14 protein-coding genes are annotated in these 19,443 nt (G+C 36.5%); 7 read left to right on the top strand and 7 right to left on the bottom strand.

Features of this window, described 5'->3' with window-relative positions; all coding sequences use genetic code 11:
* Nucleotides 1-56: 56 nt before the first annotated feature.
* Nucleotides 57-1,412: a hypothetical protein gene (locus IPG37_01390; protein ID QQR54062.1), complete on the bottom strand. Its 1,356-nt coding sequence runs from the start codon at nt 1,410-1,412 to the stop codon at nt 57-59.
* Nucleotides 1,413-1,848: 436 nt separating this feature from the next.
* Here IPG37_01390 and lon point away from each other — a divergent pair, with 436 nt between their 5' ends.
* The 3 genes from lon to IPG37_01375 all read left to right on the top strand — a co-directional run bounded on the left by lon (nt 1,849) and on the right by IPG37_01375 (nt 6,790).
* Complete coding sequence (lon, locus tag IPG37_01385; GenBank protein ID QQR54061.1) at nt 1,849-4,353, top strand: endopeptidase La; 2,505 nt, start codon at nt 1,849-1,851, stop codon at nt 4,351-4,353.
* Between the two features lie 54 nt (nt 4,354-4,407).
* Complete coding sequence (locus IPG37_01380; GenBank protein ID QQR54060.1) at nt 4,408-4,626, top strand: hypothetical protein; 219 nt, start codon at nt 4,408-4,410, stop codon at nt 4,624-4,626.
* Nucleotides 4,627-4,861: 235 nt separating this feature from the next.
* Nucleotides 4,862-6,790: a hypothetical protein gene (locus IPG37_01375; GenBank protein ID QQR54059.1), complete on the top strand. Its 1,929-nt coding sequence runs from the start codon at nt 4,862-4,864 to the stop codon at nt 6,788-6,790.
* Here IPG37_01375 and IPG37_01370 read toward each other — a convergent pair.
* Nucleotides 6,787-7,341 carry a non-canonical purine NTP pyrophosphatase gene (locus tag IPG37_01370; protein ID QQR54058.1) on the bottom strand — a complete coding sequence of 185 codons (555 nt, stop codon included), beginning with the start codon at nt 7,339-7,341 and terminating at the stop codon, nt 6,787-6,789. The genes IPG37_01375 and IPG37_01370 overlap by 4 nt on opposite strands.
* Nucleotides 7,342-7,350: 9 nt before the next feature.
* Nucleotides 7,351-7,875 (bottom strand): nucleotide exchange factor GrpE, encoded by a 525-nt coding sequence (locus IPG37_01365; protein QQR54057.1) that lies wholly within the window; start codon nt 7,873-7,875, stop codon nt 7,351-7,353.
* A 268-nt stretch (nt 7,876-8,143) separates the two neighbouring features.
* On the opposite strand from IPG37_01365, the gene IPG37_01360 reads away from it, so the two are divergent.
* Nucleotides 8,144-9,427 (top strand): hypothetical protein, encoded by a 1,284-nt coding sequence (locus IPG37_01360; GenBank protein QQR54056.1) that lies wholly within the window; start codon nt 8,144-8,146, stop codon nt 9,425-9,427.
* Nucleotides 9,428-9,436: 9 nt separating this feature from the next.
* Entirely contained in the window at nt 9,437-12,205 is a 2,769-nt protein-coding gene (locus IPG37_01355; GenBank protein ID QQR54055.1) for a hypothetical protein, read from the top strand.
* On the opposite strand, the gene IPG37_01350 is transcribed toward IPG37_01355, so the two are convergent.
* Complete coding sequence (locus tag IPG37_01350) at nt 12,197-12,625, bottom strand: hypothetical protein (protein QQR54054.1); 429 nt, start codon at nt 12,623-12,625, stop codon at nt 12,197-12,199. The genes IPG37_01355 and IPG37_01350 overlap by 9 nt on opposite strands.
* Before the next feature lie 240 nt (nt 12,626-12,865).
* On the opposite strand from IPG37_01350, the gene IPG37_01345 reads away from it, so the two are divergent.
* Together IPG37_01345 and IPG37_01340 are read left to right on the top strand one after the other, a co-directional pair.
* Nucleotides 12,866-13,626 (top strand): IS5 family transposase gene (locus IPG37_01345; GenBank protein QQR54053.1). Its coding sequence is split into 2 segments (ribosomal slippage): nt 12,866-13,499 and nt 13,499-13,626, totalling 762 coding nucleotides; the frame shifts between segments, so codons are not numbered across the junction.
* Nucleotides 13,627-13,686: 60 nt separating this feature from the next.
* A complete protein-coding gene (locus IPG37_01340; protein ID QQR54052.1) occupies nt 13,687-14,127 on the top strand; it encodes a nucleoside triphosphate pyrophosphohydrolase in 441 nt (146 codons plus the stop codon).
* On the opposite strand, the gene IPG37_01335 is transcribed toward IPG37_01340, so the two are convergent.
* The 3 genes from IPG37_01335 to IPG37_01325 all read right to left on the bottom strand — a co-directional run bounded on the left by IPG37_01335 (nt 14,102) and on the right by IPG37_01325 (nt 19,421).
* The gene (locus IPG37_01335; protein ID QQR54051.1) at nt 14,102-16,933 is read right to left on the bottom strand and encodes a hypothetical protein; all 2,832 of its coding nucleotides are present in this window, start codon (nt 16,931-16,933) and stop codon (nt 14,102-14,104) included. The genes IPG37_01340 and IPG37_01335 overlap by 26 nt on opposite strands.
* Nucleotides 16,934-16,967: 34 nt before the next feature.
* A complete protein-coding gene (locus IPG37_01330) occupies nt 16,968-17,588 on the bottom strand; it encodes a single-stranded DNA-binding protein (GenBank protein QQR54050.1) in 621 nt (206 codons plus the stop codon).
* A gap of 93 nt (nt 17,589-17,681) precedes the next feature.
* Nucleotides 17,682-19,421: a hypothetical protein gene (locus IPG37_01325; protein QQR54049.1), complete on the bottom strand. Its 1,740-nt coding sequence runs from the start codon at nt 19,419-19,421 to the stop codon at nt 17,682-17,684.
* Between the last annotated feature and the right edge of the window lie 22 nt (nt 19,422-19,443).

Genomic DNA, 19,443 nt, shown 5'->3' with positions numbered 1-19,443 from the left:
AAACTATCATACAATAATAAAAATCTATGCATAACCAATTTTTGTACACGTTACACTTAGCAAACAATAGTATTTTCTTTAATTGCTTTATTGTAAGCTGTTGCTGCAAACATTGCCACCAAAATCCAGACAGCTACTAATCCAAATGAAGCTGCAGTAGTCATTGTCAAAAACACTGACAGACCATCCACCGCCCCATATGTTTTCATAATAGCAATACGCTGCAAATTCACAGATGACGCAACCCCTTTTGCTGCGCGAGAACCAAACATTTCAATCCATGCTTGCGCTTTATACTTAGCATCTTTTGATGTTGGAATATAAAGCTGCTTTAAGGTTGGCGCATTTAATGCATAGTTAACAGCTTTTGACAAACTCATAATCCAAAAAGCACTTTCAATTGATAATGGATTAAATTTAATCCATACCACAGCAGTCAACACTAATACCGGTGTCAAAATTAACGATATAACAATACCTAAGTGACGTTGAATATTATTGATTCCAAGCAATACACAGACGCTTGAAATAATACCAACCCAAACAGCATATTCTGACAAATATGCGCTACGCAAAGCTTCTGATGCAAAAGCACTGTTGACAGCTTGCTTGAAATGATTATCAATAATAGTAATAATCAATTCATAAACACTGACAATAAAAAATAATGCCAAAAGATATTTATGTGTTAAAAGCAACTTAACACCTTCAAAAAATCCAGGCTCTGTATCATGTGAAGCTTCTCCTTGATGATATCCTGCCAACTCTGCTTTGCCCATACTATTACAAAACAGGAAGAACAGTGCCACAATAATAAACATCAAAGCCGCACAGATAGCAACAATCGGCGCACTGTGTGAAAGGCCCAATCGCTTTGTATTCAAAAAGAAAGGCCCACAAATGTTACCAAGCTGTCCAAGTAACATTATAATAGGGAAACCACGTTTTGCAGACTCAGGCAATGTAATATCAGTGGTTATTGCCCAAAAGAGCGCAACAATCAGGGAACCGAAACTTTCTACCCACACATAAAATGCCCATCCAATAAACCTGTCTGGACTTGTTGTGGTATTTAAAAAACCTATCTGAGGATCATTGAAAGCCCACGCAAAAAGTGCTGCCAAAATAGCATAAAAGGTAACAATGCCGTAGAACACTTTATACCGAGAAAACATATCCACAAGCTTGCCATAAAGCAAGACCACTATGATGGTTACCCCAACTGACAAAATTTTTGCATAAGGCAGATAGTCACCACCCACAATAGACAAGAACGCACTGTCTTTTATTGGTCTTAAACTCCAATAAACTCCGATGATTAAACCAAATATACTCGCCAAATAGGCAAACTTTTTAACCTCTTGGGCACTCTCAAAGTTTCCCCACAATGTAGCCGCAATCCGCTTTAACATTGATAACATCCTTTCAAAATAACAGTAAAACTTGTATATTTATTCACCATAGCTTTTTCCTTTTCAATCAAATACTGTCTTTTTAAAATTCATGACAGATCTTAACAATATCCCTCTTCTTCCCGTAAAATTATGCATTGTACAATTACAAATCTAGTTTATAGTATAGATCAATACATAAAAAAAACCATACCTAATATAACAACAAATTAAGCATGTTTCAAAATAATATTAATTTCAAAATAGAGATTTAAATTTAAGTTCATACTAGTTTTTTCTTGTACAAATATTTAAAAAAGCTATACTAATACGTAAACGATTATAAATAACCAACTCAAAACTGTCTCCTGGCCGTATCTTTAGATTTTGAATATACAGACCAGTAAAGATGAGCGTCTTTTTATTATCTGAATAAAAAGAACACTGAAGGGATATTATGGCTGCAATCGAAGAACAAATAGTACAAGGACCTAAAAAAGTCGGCGAAATTCCTAAACCTGACACAACATCGGTAGAGAATAAATTACCACTTTTGCCACTTAAAAACGTTGTAATCCTCCCCAAAACCGTTATTCCCATTATAGCGGGCAGAGACCTGTCCATTGAAGCAGTCGAGTACGCGCTCAAGCATGATAGGAACGTATTTATTACAACGCAAAAGGACGCGAAAACAGAAATCCCTACGAAAGATGATCTGTACATTGTGGGAACAAGAGCTACAATTCTACAAGTTGCGAGAATGCCTAATGGAAATTTAAAGGTATTAACTGAAGGAATTTGTCGTTCACAGATGCTTGATTTGTATGACACAGGACCATTTTTAAGTGTAACCTGTCAAGACATCCCAACGATCGGCTTAGAATATACCATTGAACTTGAGGCCGCATGGCGAGAACTATGTTCACTGTATGCTATTTATACACAATATAATGAAAAAGCTCCTGCTGATTTGACAAGCATGGTCAAAACTCCTAGCGACATGGACCATATTACGGATACAATAGCCATTCAAATTAACACATTAGGTTATACAGATAGACAAAATATTTTGGAAATCCCTGCACTAACTCCACGTATCATTGCAGTATGCAAAAGCTTAAAAAAAGAGATAGACATTGTTAAAATAGAACAAAAAATACATGGACATATCCAAAATCAAGTAGAGAAAAATCAACGAGAATATTATTTAACAGAACAGATCAAAGCAATACAAAAAGAGCTTGGTCGGGACGATCAGTCAGCAGAAATAGATGCGATGCGATCAAAGATCAAAAAACTCCAACTTCCAAAAGATGCAAAAGAGAAAGTTGAAAAAGAGCTAAAACGCCTTGAACAGATGCAACCGCTTTCATCAGAAGCTGTTGTAAGTCGTAATTATATTGATTGGATTTTATCTTTGCCTTGGTCAAAAGAAAGCAAAGATAGTGTCAGCATTAATGAAGCTATAAAAATACTAGACAAAAATCATTCCGGGCTTAAAAAGCTTAAAGAACGCATCGTTGAATTTTTAGCAGCAAAAAAATATTCACAAAATATGTCAAAAAGCCCGATTATCTGTTTTGTTGGGCCTCCAGGTGTGGGAAAAACTTCACTTGCCGTGTCGATTGCAGAGGCGTTGGGCAGAGAGTTTGTACGAATTGCTTTGGGCGGGGTCAGAGATGAAGCAGAAATACGCGGTCATAGACGTACCTATATCGGCGCATTGCCAGGAAAAATCATCCAAGCAATGAAAAGAGCAAAAACCATAAATCCGGTTATTCTGCTTGACGAGATAGATAAAATGTCACGCGATGTACATGGAGACCCTGCAGCTGGACTCCTTGAAGTACTCGACCCTGAACAAAATAAAACATTCATGGATCATTTTTTAGATACCGAATATGACCTTTCAAAAGTAATGTTTATCACTACAGCAAACATGCTTGAGAATATTCCGTATGCACTCCTTGATAGATTAGATGTAATACAACTTTCTGGATACACGGAAGAAGAAAAGATCGATATTGCAGAATCATTTTTAATTCCACGCAATCTCAAGGAATATGGATTAAGTAAAAATAACTTTCATCTTGCTCGCAATCTTTTGCAGATGATTGTCGAAGAATACACGAAAGAAGCTGGTGTTAGACAACTTGATCGAGTTTTGGCAAAACTGATGAGAAAAGTTATTCAGCTTTTACTTGAAAGTAAAAAAGTAGGTAAACAGTTTTTAACCATCGAAAAAATTAGAGAGTGGTTGGGTAACCCACCATTCAAAAAAACTAGTCTCAATCAAGCAAAAAAACGCATTGGTCTGGCCATCGGTCTTGCATGGACTGAAGTAGGGGGAGATGTGTTAGAAATTGAGGCGGCCGCTTTGCAAGGAAAAGGTACGATAAATTTAACCGGGCAACTGGGCGAAGTGATGCAAGAATCAGCACATGCAGCATTAAGTTATATCAGATCACGATCAAAAAACCTAGGGTTAAATGCAAACTTTCATAATCAAAAAGATATTCATGTCCATATTCCAGAAGGAGCAACCCCTAAGGACGGCCCTTCTGCAGGCATAACCATCTGTACAGCGCTTATATCATCACTTACGGAAAATCCGGCAAAGGAAGCGTTGGCAATGACAGGCGAAATTACACTACAAGGACGTGTCCTTGCAATTGGTGGCCTGAAGGAAAAACTGATATCAGCAAAACAACACGGCATTAAAACTGTCATCGTCCCTTCAGAAAATCATGACGATCTTTTGGAAATCAAAAAAGAGGTTGATTTTGCCGACCTTGAAATCAAAGAAGTCAATACAATGGATGATGTCCTGAAAATAGCATTAGAAAAAGATCCGTTCATCTTAAAAAAGCGAACCACTAAAAAAACAGCTGTTTCTTCTATAGTCAGTACAGCCAAAAAACAGGAAAGACAAAAATCTCTTGCTTTAAAAAGAAGAAAATAGGTACTATGAACCAGAAATATATCTGTTTTAAAGACCTTTTTCAAGGAGATGGTTATGAATAAAAAAGCTATGGTAGTTTTAAGCCTTGCATTGCTGATTGTTGCACTGCCTGGTTGTCGCACAAAAAGCTTCAAAAAAAGTGAAAAAAAGACAAGCTACAATCAGAAACAGAAGTCTAACAAACCTAAACAAGCTAAAAAAGTAAAACAAAAAGCACCAGCAACAAAACAAAAGCCTATTGAAATGGATGCGCTAGACAACGAAATGAAATAACTTCTAAAAAACACAGGCAGACGTGAATGGTCTGCCTGTGTTTTTTTTACTTTAATAATCAATAATAAAAATCAACAAAATATATCCCACCTAAACACACCAATCAGCTAAAGTAATAGCTAAAAAAAACCTATTCTTATAATCATTTTGCAAAATTTTCATATAAAAAATAGCTTTCTTTAAAAATTCTTTTATAGTAATGTTATCTGACAAAACAAATTTAGCGTAGAATTATATGATATATACATTTTATTTTGTTTTATTTTCACTTTCAACTTTACTATTGAGTAAAAATTATGAAATTGCACACCTTAATCAACCATCAGAATCTTTGCAAGCTACACTATTTTTTACTGCCCATACATCAACTCCACAAAATAAATTATCAAACTTTGTAGAACAGTCTGAGAATATCAAACAGATTATACCATCAGTAAAAAAACATAAAATCAAAAAAAGCAGTAACTATCGTGACCAACTTATTGTAGGCACAAAGGTAGTAAAACAAAAAAAAATGCTTAACCCTGTCAAAATAATAAAAGAAAAGGATGTAATTTCAATCAAAAAAATCTCTGCCAAAAAACAAAAACCTCTGATACCTCAATCTGAAAAAGAAACGCTTTCTACAGGTAAAATTCTATTAGCTCATTCAAACACCAACAAAATCGAACCGAAACAGCTACTAGAGCTACAGAATGAAATCATTAAAAAAAGAAAAATTTTTTTAAAAAAAAATCAATTAAAAAAAGAAGATAAAAAAGATAAAATTAACCATCTAATATATAATACCAGACACAAAGAATCATGGGATACTCCGCAAAACAATACTACGCGATCACAAAAAGACGGTCACAAAGAAGCTTTACCTGAGCCTTGCCCATTACCAGAAAAGATCGAACCTCAAGCCTTCATTACGCAGATATTAGTACTGCCAAATACGCAAGCTGCGGCTGAAAAGGAAAACCTTTGTCAGTCAATACTAGTAGAAACAGGAAGAGACGTTTTAATAGAAAAAACAAACAACCAAAAAGAACCTCCATCCACCAATACTCTTACAAACAAAGAGATTGCATCAGAACAGATACTGGGTCAAGCCATGTCATCAACATTGCTAGGTATACGAACAATAGACCCAGCAGACGATACTCAAAATCTTTCTGAATCTGTAACGACCACTACAACCGTAATACCAGCAAATCCTTCCACTATGTTTGCTGCTCACCTACCAGATAGCACAGAAACCAACAGCTTTGAAAACCTGTCAGCATTACCAGATGCAGTACAGCATGATATGACAATTGAAGCTCATTTTGAACCAAGTACAACAAACAATATATACACACCTGCAGATGCTGACACAGATAAGAAAACAATAGTTCCTCAGGAAGATGAAAAAATACATACTCCTAAAGCAATATTAGAAAAATCGACATACGTAACTACCCCCGAGCAGTTTACAGAACAACTTAATAATAACTCTATTGATAATGAATTTGTCATCTTACAAACAGCCGTACACACACCCTTTTTCGAACTCATTAACAACCAAGATCATACTGAGTTGGAGACAGAACCCGGAAAAGTTTCATTACTTGGTGAACCATCTGATATACAACCTTTAGACATCACACATAACATGGGCAGAGGTGATGACGGAGAAGAACAAAACAATAAAGAACAAAAGAACGACGATGAAACATCGATAATAACTACTTTGTCAAAAGCTACCATCAAAAACCACAACCATGAAGATCAGAACCTTACCATTCAGATAAACGAAACTGATATACGCGAACTAGTTCCATTCTGTGATGCTATCCAGACCTGTACCACTGTAATTACAAAAACGGACATAGAGACTACTGTACCAAATAATGCCGCTATTGTAGCCGAAGAAAATACTGAAACAAAACAGATTCAGCTCAACGAAAGATCATTCATCAAAGAACTGCTCAAAACAGTAATTGAACAACAAAAAAATACTGCGCCAATCAGGTTCCACCATACCTTGCCAATTATAACATGTATCACTTTACTACCAATAACAACGTTACAATACATGAGAAGTAGCACTCTTTTGCGTACAATAAAAACCTTGCTAAAAAAGGCCCTATTTTTTAAAGGAAATAAAAGGTGGAAACCGATCCATGCAATGTTATATTAGAACTTCTGAAATCGATATTTTGAAAAATCATGTTCTGTGGGCCCCCGAAACAGCGGCTTATTCTTAAATAAGGCTGCAACAGCTCGCGCCCGTGCATTAAAAGCATCATCACGCTTCTGACCCATTGTCTGACTCTGGCCTACAGGCTTAAAATATTGTGCAAATCCAAAGACAAAATCCCCCGCTTTGTGCGTCAAAACTCCTTCAGTTACTCCTTCAAAAACATAACTCATGCCAGCTTGATTAGCACATCCAATTAAGACTTGCCATACTGCTTTTTTCCCCAGCCATTCACCATTTTCTATTTTTTCAGTCATATGTTTGACATTAACCCCAACATCATACCCTTCCACATGCAAAGAAGTATCTTCAACCAAAATACTTAAACCAACGACTGAAATCTTATGCAAGATAACCTGCAATGGTGGCGCATCGATTTCCAATATCGGAATATCTGTAAACTGAAGAGGATGATTATAAACAGCAAAAAGTCTTTTAAGCTCAAGCTGTTTTTTTTCATTGCTTGTATTAAAAACAGAAGGTATTTCCATCACCAAACCCTACTGCGCAACACTGACTTTTGCTGGGCGAATCACAATTCCATTCATTATATATCCCTTTTGTAATACAGAAATAATCTCATCTTTTGCTTTACCTTCTACCTGGACATACAATAATGCTTCGTGTCTTTCAGGATCGAAGGTCCCAAATACTTCCATCTGTATCACACCAAACTGCTCCAACAACTTATCAAGCGATTTACGAATCAAAAACAAACCTTCATCCGCTTCTGCGCCCTGTGCTTCCAGTGCACGATCGAAATCATCAACTACAACAAGTAGCGGCTTTAATAGACGCATGTAAGCATCTATACGTATATTCTCATAATCTTTAGCGGTACGTTTCTTAAAATTATCAAAATCAGACATCAGATACACATACTTCTGCTTCAATTCAGCAAGTTCTGTTTGACATGTATTAAATTGCCCTTTGGCACACACGTCCTCTGATTTTGTACATTCTGCATGGTCTCGCTCGTTTTGCTCATTAACCTTATCTGACTCTTGACTGAAATGTGATACCATTGTTAAACCTTTATTATATTTTATATTATAATTTTTAATCTAAGTATTGAGCTTCAGAAGAACTTTTATCTAACTTACTATCCATTTTTTACTGAAACAAAGTATATTTTCTTTACTGCAAACATTATTATTTTAACATCTTTTACAACTAAAATAAATAAAAAATATGCTCCCTGTTGTGAATATAACAAGCACTTTTTATTATTTTTTTTTGCGGTATCTTTTTAATGCATTTTCATCCTACAAATTCTTTTTAAGGGTTAGCTTCATGATGGCTTATTTCAATTTTAAATTGAAAATATTTATATTACCTATATGCTTGATATTAAACGCACCTTATATCCATTATTGTCACGCCAATCATTATTTCAAGATACCAGATAGTGTAAAAGAGCCAAGGCTTGCACATCAATGGCTAACTTCAATTGAAATCGATACGTCGTTTACCAAGTCTACAAAAGCATACAACTCGCTCAAAAACAAAGTCCCCCTTTTTGATCTTCATGGAACACACCAGATGCAAGCAATTACAGATGGCTTATGCAAAGATTTTACAAATGATATCGATCTTTTAATGATTCAGCTTGCCTTACTGCCAGGAAACACCTCATTTGCCAATCTTTCTGTTGATGGTTCTTATTCATTAACAGAACTCAATTTTGCAGCCACTCAAAATCTTATAAACGGTTTTTTTTTACATGTAAGTATGCCGCTAAAATTCTTTAACATCCAGGATATAGTCTTTGAAGACCTTTCTCCTGAAGATATCTACCCAACCAACCAAGAACCATTATGGTTGTCATTTAAAAAAAATATGGCCAGCATTCTCGCTCATTATGGCATGTCAACAGATGCATGGAAGCAACACGGCATCGGCGACCTTTTAGTAACAACAGGCTGGACTATCTCATATCAAGACACTGTAGAAATAGATTTTATAGACGCCACCCTTGAAGCAGGATTATTACTACCTACAAGCAAAAAAGCAGACCTGGCAAATGTCTTTGCATTACCATTTGGCCATGAAAAACATCTCGGCTTTCCCTTGCGAGCCAGCCTGGCACTTGGCATATACGAATGGTTAACTTTTGGATGCAGCTTTGACGGACTTATCTTTTTAGATAAAAAACATGATGAGTTCCGCATGAAAATATCAGAAAAACAGTCAACTATTTTTCTTCCAACCAAAGACCAAGCAACGGTGAACAGAGGTTCCTTATGGAATGCTCAGCTTTTTATGAAAGCAGATCATGTGGTACAAGGATTATCAGTCACGTTCGGCTACACTTTTATGCATCAACAAAGATCATTTGTGACTCCTTTTGATAACAACCTTTTTTCATACACCATTGTTAATAATGACAACAGGTTTAAAGCATACACGATGCACACAATACACCTGTTATTAGAATACGATTTTACAGAGCAAAACTGGTCCTATGGACCACGAGTCGCATTCGGTTTTCATAAATCAGTTTCAGGAAAACAGGTATTTGATGGTTATACTATAAATGGAATCGGTGGTTTAGAAATTGCATGGGACTATCTATAGTGAGGCGATATGTACAGAAAAAAAGTCTTATTACACAAACTAAGCGTAAGCTATCTGGTATTGCACTGTATAACAACACAGCCAGCAGTCATCATCAAAGGTTCTGCCGATCAGACAAGCAACTATGCATTACCAACCAAGGTAACAGCAAAAGCTTTTGATCAAAAAACAGGCTCTTTTGTCGTTGGTCTGCAAGCAGGCGCAAGTGAATATGCGATTAGTATTGCAAACGCACAATCAAACGAATTCTTACCACTCGCTTCAGAGTCTTCAGTAAATAATAATGAAATCGAACTTTTGTCGTTAACACCGATTGATGCACAAGTAAATCCGTTTTATATAAGTTTAACTGAGCAGGCAAGTACCGGCCCATTTCAACAATCAATGGTCACAGTGCTCAATCCAGTGACCAAAACAGCGGTTCAAACAGTCGACATCAATGATGCCTCAGGATCGGCAAAAACGGGTGGTATCTGTGGACTTGCCAGTACCACGAATGGTCTTTTTGTTGCAGTCAAAGATACGACAAATGCTCCATTCGGCAATGGCAATAGTGGCATCGCATTTATTAAAATAACCGGAGAGCAGGAGAGTTTTACTGCAACGCCAATCGATGCAACGACAGGACTGGCGGGAAATAAAGCAGTAAATTTAGAACTTCAGCCTTTTGATATCATCTTTGGATCATCTGGTGCATTCAACAATTTAACCAATGATCCGATACCACTTGTCTGGGACGAACAGCTCGCAATACTGTATGCCGGCATAAGCACCGAGTTAATATCAGGACTGCAAAATACCATTGCACGCCTCTATTTTGACCCTGCAACCGGAAGTTTGACCCCAACTGCTATTCTTAACTTCAACGCAATCAATGGAGACAATATTGTTGCAAATAATGTTCCAGGAAACCAATTACAAATAAAAAAAATCGGAGTCATGCATACTTCAACTGGGGGAACCTACCTTATTGTTGCACGCCAACAGAACATTTTTGCACTACCGCTGGTCGACACACCTGAAAACCTTGTCGATCATGGAAAACTTGCAAATGCCAATCAGACAGTTATTGATGGCAAATTTACTACTGCTGCAACCAGCCCAGGAGATCTATTAACGCTCTCATCGCTGGCCGCAATGGTAGGCGATCCAAATAACATACCCAACGATCTGAATGCTGCATTTTCACTAGCAACCTCAACCTACACAGACATGCAAATAGTTGGAGATACGGTATATCTTGGCGTTAAAAATAACAGTTTTGGCTATGTATTATCTTCTCAAGCATTATTTGATGAAAGTGGCAAAATAGTTCGCTGGACACCCTGGTCACAACGGGCCGTACCTGTGAACTGTTTTCCAGGTCTTGCTATGCCTGCAACCGATGTTGAACACTCAGGAAAAATCGATTTTTTTTCGATTGACCTGGTAGAAGGACGTGCGTGGATCGTTGAAGGCGACACGGGAAGACTGGTTGGCAGAACTGAATGGACCGATTATTTTGAATCACCAAGCCTCTGTTTTATGCTCAATCAAAAACTTTCAAAAGGTTGCTTAAGCTCCCTTGACCTTCATCACAAACACTCACTTATCGGTTTAAATAAAAATAACTATTGCCTGTTTGGCGGTATGTCAACGGTTGTATTTGCGCGAACACGAGACGAAGTCCTTTCTGCAATGAGCCCTGCCGGAACTATTTCTGACTATGTTGATCCAAAAAATTTGATTATAACCTATCTGCCAGAAAAGAATCTACCTGTTATAGGTCTGGAATATACAGCAGAAAATACAAATAACTACTTTTTAGCAGCCACGCCAAAAGGGCTGTATGTATTTGGAGGCAATGCAACTGGAACAGGCTTTAATGCTGCAGATCTTGATACACTTGATCAAGAACCTTTTACAACAGGAAGTTGGATTTTAGCTCCTGCAGAAGCACTGCAAAAATCAATAGTTTCGATATGTTGTGCTCAAGCAAATATCTATATTATTACATTTGATCCAGATGACACGAATAGTACCTATAAACTTTTTAGCATCAATCCAGTAGCAAAAACAACTATTGATACTGCATTTTCTTCATCAAACCTAGTACTTTTGGCACAAACAACTCAAAATAGTTTTCAATCAATCAAAGCATTCTTAGCCGCAGCAGTGGTACATACACCAAACAGCCTAGCAGATAGCGCCATAAACATGGCGGAACAGCTATTTGTGGCAACGAATCAGGGGTTGTGGGTATCAAAAAGCACTGCTGGGACTCATGGGCTTGCGAATGCATCAGACGATGCGGAGGCTAACTGGCAACCGATCAGCACCTTTGAAAAAAATCTTTTTCAAGGAATTGGAACGATCGATACCCCAGTTCAGCATACCGTATGGCCTTTCATGATTCCTCAAGCATCCGCTTGCAGTTTTAACCTGCAAAGTAACATTAACCAGATTAGCAACACAGCTGTTGGCCAGATGCCAGACTTTGTTCCGTTTGATTTTAATAGTAACTCATTTGATACAGCACTAAAAACGTTTGAGCCTATTCGTTTTTTCTGGACCGACGGCGCACGCAGATTTTTTATTTTTTCAGACTTACGTTTTTCTCAACCTGCTGGCGCGTTGGCCGTATTGCCGTTCGATACAGACTCTGTACTGCTCAATAATCCTTACTTTTTCAATGAACCCGCGGTAGCACGTTACAATCAATTTTACTGGATACGAACCATTCACGATCTTGGCATTATCCTGGCAGGAACTGAAAAAGGAGTTATCTCCTTACAATAACTGGTCAAGCTGTGCCTGTACAAAGACATTTTTAATATCAAGCAAAAGACGCAAGATTAATCGTTTAACATTTCCATAACCATCACAGGTATCATTAAAAATGATACTATACTGCTGAATATGCGAACAAGCATTGTACCAAAAATCCGCATCTTCAGAAACATTAGCAGGAATCAAATTTGATTGTTTACAAAAAAACTCTTGTACACGAGCCAGATCACCAACTGCAGCTAAAACCAAATCATACTTAAAAACGTATGAACCACTACCATGTACTGCTTGGTCGAGCTGAGCCCAACTTCTTGTCATAAGCTCTACCGCATGTTTGTATAAAAACTTATTACCCTTGACCTGCTTACCACGCACCACCGCCACCATTGATCCAACTATAAGGAACAAAATAAAATACCGTACTTTCATATATCACTCTTTTTTATATCACTTAATAGTTAATATAATATAAATATTTCATAATTGTAAATATATTGAAAATTTCTATTGTAGCCACTACAAATACTGACAGGATAGAAACTTTATTATTGCTTCAAAAGAAGCTATAATTTTAAGGTGTGTCCTCAATTTGAAATGAGGTAATGACGTTGCATTTTCACTACAAAATGATAAGTTTTTTGTATCAGAAATCAGCAACGAGGATAAGCAATGGTACGTCGAGTTATTACAGACAGTATTTGGTCACAACTAGAAGAGATACTATGTAAACATGGATGCCACCTGTGGGGCAATGAGCGGAATATAATGGAAGCAATCCTTTGGAAATTGCGGACTGGAGGACCATGGAGGGATATTCCATCCGAATTTTGTCCGTGGCAAACAGCATTTAATCGATTTAATCGTTGGTCAAAAAAGGGCTATGGGAAGGTTTTTTTTATGCTACGAAAAGAAGTTGATAAAGAATGGGTATTCGCCGACGGAAGTTATGTTAGAGCTCACCAACATGCGACTGGAGCTCAGCGTGGTCAAGAGCGAGCAATTGGAAGATCCGCTGGTGGACTTACTACAAAGATTCATATGTGCACCGATGCGCATGGAAATCCGCTCAATTTTAAAATCACTGGGGGTCAAGTGCACGATTCAAAGGTTGCAAACGAATTAATCGACCTGGCCGAAGGAGCGGAATATTTTATCGCTGACAAAGGCTATGATGCTGATAGTATTCGTATCTATGGACGGACAAAAGGAATGCAAGTAATTATACCAAAAAGAAAAAACAGCACTAGACCAGATCCAGAATTTGATGCTCATTTGTATAAAAATCGACACTTAGTTGAAAATCTTTTGCACGACTCAAGCATTTTCGTGGCATTGCTATGCGTTTTGAAAAACTTGCTAGAAACTTCCAATCTATGCTCTACATCGCATCTATGCACATATGGTTGAAGCTTTTATGCCCTACTAATTAAATTGAGGACACACCTTAATGTCTTTTGAAAAAAATAAAATAATAACGAAAAGAGTTTAAAATGGAAAAACGACGCTTTCAAGTTAACAAACTTGTTCGAGATGGCTTATCTGATCATTTTCGTAATGCGGGTTTAACTATCTATACACGCGTTATGGATGAAAAAGAATATAACAATAGATTGAAAGATAAACTGCTCGAAGAAGCAGGCGAAGTATGTGATAGTCTAACTGCAAAAGAGGTTTTTAGTGAACTTGCAGATTTATATGAGGTAATGAAAGCTTTTGCAGAGCTTCATAACTTTAGTATGGAAGATGTTGAAAAAGAGGCTCATCGCAAACAACAAGAACGTGGCAATTTTTCAAAACGTTTATATGGATGTTATGTTGAAATTGATTCAACAAGTCCTGTAGTTGAATACTATGTTGCACGACCAGAGGAATATCCTGAAATCGATGAAAAAGCATATGCAAAACTCATGAAAGATAGATCAAATGTTTAAAGTAGTTCTGGTTTTTCAGGGCTACGATTAATAGAAAAAAGCACATACCATACACAAATACCTTATCTCTTTTATCTTTTTGTGTGCAATCAAGCAATACTTTTCCTAACTTTGTTAGTATCAATGAGCCTTCGGCAAACGTACGAAACTCATTATCATTATTTGTATTATTTATAGATTCTGCGGTGGCTTCTTTTCTAACTTTTGCGAATGACATTGCAGCTTTAACTCTATTTATTGCTTTAATTTCTATAAATTTTTGTTGAAGTGTCTGGTAATAAACAAAAAGATTTATCAGCTCTTTATCGAACACTTGCAGATTGTCACTCAAACGAAACACACAAGGCTTTTGTAAACCAAACACTGCATTATAAAACTCCACCTGCTTTTTTAATGCTTCAAAATCCTGCTCAGGCAAAGACTCTGTTGTATTTTGTATGATGAATGAAGGATCTAGCTTTTCATCCATGATCGGTTTATTAAGCATCCGTTGAAAAAGCCATCCTAACTTTCTGTTATATGAATAAAACATATAAAACTGCTGAATTAATGGGATGATATGTTCTACGATAAAAACCTCTTTAGACTTTGTTTCTGCAGCTGTTTTAAGGTTCAGTATAGCCGGATCATTCTGATCTATAGAAAAAAATAAAGAGTTTCTTTCCAATTCTGTCACTATATCTATTGGATCGCTGAATACATTTCGATCAAGTTTTTTTAAGATTTCTACCGCATTTATTAAATCATCATATTTTTTTTGAAAGAAAGCAGTATCTGAAGAAGTTACCTTTTTTTTTAGATTTTCTAACGAACGAAAAATGCCAGCCAGTGTAGGATCGTTAATACATCCAAAATCATTCGAGCTTCGTCGTTCGCGACACCATTCTTCTAAGAAATTTTGTATTACAAAAAATTCTGGATATAAATAAATAAAACAGTTAAGCAGAGCATCATAAATTATGATATCATTAACAACTGGCATGGTTTTAAATTCTTCCGATTTTTGAAGCTGTCCAAATAGACGTTCAAACTTACTAACAAGTTCTGATACCGAAGGTTTAATTCTAAATAAAATATCTACAAGCAAGAAGGGAAAACTTTTTAACCTAAAGTGCCACCAGTCGAGCTGTTCATTAAAATAGTAAATATCATCTTTTAAATAAAGCCGATGTTGATATAGTAAAAAACTGCGAATTTCAAGAAAGTATTTATACTTATAATTATCAACCTGTTCAAATGGTTTTTGAATAGATGGTAAAAGCTCATTTAAAAAGGTGCATAGCTGAGGCCAGCTTTTTCTTATATAACTATTTTGGTCGGTTAACTGTTGTAAAAAATCTTTTTGATAGTCCATAAGCGTTGCTACTTCAGGCATTGAAAGCAAGCTCAAAAGGTCTTTATAATTTTCTCTAACTCTTGAGCACTTATGAACAAGATTGGCTTCAGCTTCGGTTTTTAAGCGCTTATGGTCTTTTGCCACTGATAATTCCTTTTTAATCATTTCAATCAAAATTGGATCAAAAAAACAGCATTTTTCATCCAATGAAAAAAGAAAATGTTTCTTTAATGCGTCATTAACGTTTTTTATTATTGGCAAAGCTGGTTCAAATTCTTTCTCAATATTTTCTATTTTTTTGACAAAATCATGCATAGGAGGTCCTTGAAAGAGAAAGTAGACCCCCGATCTCTCCAGTCCAAAAAAAACTTCTATCTGAAGGCATAACCTATATGCGTTTAAAAGTTTTTTGTTAAACCATGCACCCCAATATTTACCTTTACGCATCTTTGGAGAACTGCCACGCAAAGGAGTTTCAACATGCCAGCCTGAAGAATCTAAGCAAGGTGCTACTTTTTTATCGTATAACGATAAAAATCTATTTAAAATAGTTTCGTTTTTTTCAATATTCGCTGCTAATGTCTCAAAGAAAGCTTTGATATGTTCTTTATCGTCTTTTTTATCAAAATCCAAACTCCCCTTGCTAGACCCATATAAACCCCTAAATTCACACACGTCAGAAGCAAAAAGCGTAGGAATAAGCTCCGTTCTTTGATTATTGTATCTTTTTTTTGCAAAATATGGATGAGCATTCCAAACTTCATATAAAAGTGGTGAGCCTTCCCTATTCAGGCGGTGCCATTCAACCAATCGTGGGCCATGCACTTGCAGCCAGGGAATGATATGCGAAATTAAAAAACTATTTTCCCTTGCTAATTTATAGTTTGAATTATTGGAGTTGAAATATGGAAATGATCTTTCTAACTTTTGAAAATCAGATAAAGTAAAAAGTTTATTTATTCTAAAATCATTAAAAAATCCATTATAATCTAGCAAAAGATTGTTTGACTTTTTAATTGATTCCCAGTATGCCAATATATCAAAAATCTGCCAATACGGCATTAGAATATCGAAATCATTTTTATTTAAAAAATCCTCATATGTGTCATATAAAACAGTAAATTCAGCGATAGCCCCACTAATATCTCCCGTCTTTTCCAAACCAGAGATCACATCCTCTGTTTCCTGAATAAAAGTCACGGTTTCGAAAAAAGGAATGTCGGATGTAAAAGTTATTTCTGTATTTTCTATTGTAAATATATTTTTAATATTGTAAAAGTTAAAAAACCGTGGCAACGACCTGATCTTTGAAAAGCATGGATGACTGTTTAGTGTATTAAATTTTTCTTTAAGAAATACAGCATCAAAAATTTCTTTATTATTGAGTGCTACATCTGTTGAAAGCTCCATCGCATACAACCAATCAGCAACAACCATCAACAGAAACAAAGCAAACTGTTTAAAACTCACCAAACTTATCTTTGAATAGAAGCTATGTATTTCCCTAAAACGGCAAATCATCTTCAAAAGGTGGCTGATCTTTAAAATCAAGCTCCCCAGTGCTTGCATCACCAAAAACAGAAGATAGAGCTTCAGAAAGATCGCTCGCAGAGCTTTTTTGAGTTGCAGTACGGGCCGCTTTAACCTTTTTTTCTGCTTTTGCAAGCTGATCCATCAGATCTTTTTCTACTTTATTGTTTGGATTCAACTGCAGATCACCACCACGTAATGATTGAGGGGCGGCAGGAACCTCTTCATCAACCATTTCCGCCTCTGTATCAGCTGTTGCTGCACCATTGCCCAAAAATACAACACGATCTGCAACGACTGAGTGTTTGCTACGCGAACTACCAGTCTGGTCTTGCCAGGTATCAAGTTTGAGTCGACCTTCAACAAGCACAGAGCGGCCTTTTTGCAGATACTGCTTGCAGCTTTCCGCCTGCGCGCCCCACACGTCAACATCGATATAGCAGACTTCCTGAACCATACTGTTGTTTTGACGATTTTTAAACTGACGATTTGTTGCCAAACTGAGCCGACACACAGACTGACCAGAAGTAATCTGTTTATGTTCCGGATCACGAGTTAAGTTGCCCACTAAAACAATACGATTATAACTTGCCATATTTTATGTTCCTTAACGTTAGAAAGAAAGCGCCTATTTTTAATAGTAGCAGTCAAAAAAAACTTTGCAATTTTTTCCACAAAAGAATGTTACTTAATCCTTTTTGTTATATTTTAAGCCATATTTTTTCTTCACAATATCGATCAGTTTATCTTTCTGTTTAAACTTCCTGTCATCAGCAGTCAACAGCGCAATATCATTATAAAACCGCTTACAATCAGCAGATGAAAATACGGTACCAGCAGCAACTTTTATTTTATATTGTAAAAATAGTAGCTTCCCATACACTCGATCGGTCAACTTTTCTTTTGATTCGCCCATTTTCAAGCAGGTTTCGACCAGAAACTGTTGCATCTCAAGAAGCGCCTGTTCAAGCGGAACTGTATCAACACTCAAGCCCCAAGAAACAACCGATCGTGTGAGGCTAAAAAGTTTATGAGCAAAACTTCCCACAAGCATAACGGTGCCTACTTTCAAAACGAGATCCATCATTTTTGCAATGTCTGCCGTGGCGTCAACAAGGTTGACCGATGCGTACGCAAAAGGCAAGAAACGTTTTGCAACTTCTTCTTTGGACCAGAGAACCAAATCATCAGGTTGTTTAGGTATTTCTTTTGGTAGGATCGGAGTTCTCGAAATTAGACTCCAAATTATACCTCCCAATGAAAGACTGAAGGTTCCATCTTTGATTGTAAACACAACGTCAATAGCTTTTTGACCCGCATCTGATACATCTTTATAGGTATAAGCATCGAATGTTATTTTCTCTTTATCTAAACCTTTTTCTTTTGCTTCTTTAATAATATGTTGGTTGTTTTTTACAAAGGACACCATATTACCAATTGCTTTGGTATGCTCTTCACCTTCTGCAAGTTGATACCCGAACATCGCATTTAAAACTCGTTTACAAGGAAGTAAAAAATAGGTATTAATAGACTCCCTCAAATGATCATTCGGTTTATTAAAAGGCGAATTTTCAATGAGCTTGTGCAGCCGTTCGTTTTTTGTAAAGTACAAATATGCAATAGTTCCAATCGAAAGAGCTGCACCAGTATATTTTAACCAGTTCCGTTCGATAGAGCGGGGAATCGCATGTTGGGCAAAGTCTTCTTTTAAAAAAGACTCCATGGTTTGAGCATCAAAAGACAGTTTGCATAAGAAGTTCAACGCCACTTCTGCTGTGCATTCCACCTCATCTTCTTCATCACACCCCTGCCATGTCAAAATATCTTTACACCCATTGATTATCACCGCATAGAGCTGTTCAACTGTTTGATAGATATCAATCGACTGTCTATTTCTGACAAAAACACCTAATCTACGCTCCATTTTGGCAATTCGAAGATTAATCTGTTGAATATGAATCTCAACTTCATAAAGCTGCTTTTGGCCATCAAACCACTTAAAGGGTGATTTATGCAACGCATATGAAAACGGCCGTTCTTTTTGAATAATCCAGTATGCGCGAGTTCTATACAGTTCTTCAATGGTACGACAGAGATAGAACTCTATTTTCAGCAAAAGATTAAAGTAATATCTCAAAAAAAGTAACGCAACCATTTTGTTAAAAACTGAACTATCCTGTTGAGGTGGTGCATCTACGACCAACGATAATTTTGAAACATACTTTTCAATCTTGCAGATATGCGCATTATAAAAGACAAGATCTTTTAATACCGTCACAGACTTATCAATATCAGACAGATTCAAAAGCTCTCGGCCAGCCCTATTAAACTCTGCAATAAAATCACGCGAAAGAGTAAAAACAGACTCATGTTTCATAGCAAAAGAAATCACACATAAAAAAAACAGATATCTACAGCTATTTCTCATTTACATTTCCTGTATTGTGTCA

The sequence above is a fragment of the bacterium genome, assembly GCA_016699125.1.
Taxonomy (GTDB): Bacteria; Babelota; Babeliae; order Babelales; family Vermiphilaceae; genus AWTP1-30.
The sequence above is the reverse complement of the archived record's forward strand: the minus strand, read 5'-3'. Positions and strand labels throughout refer to the sequence as shown.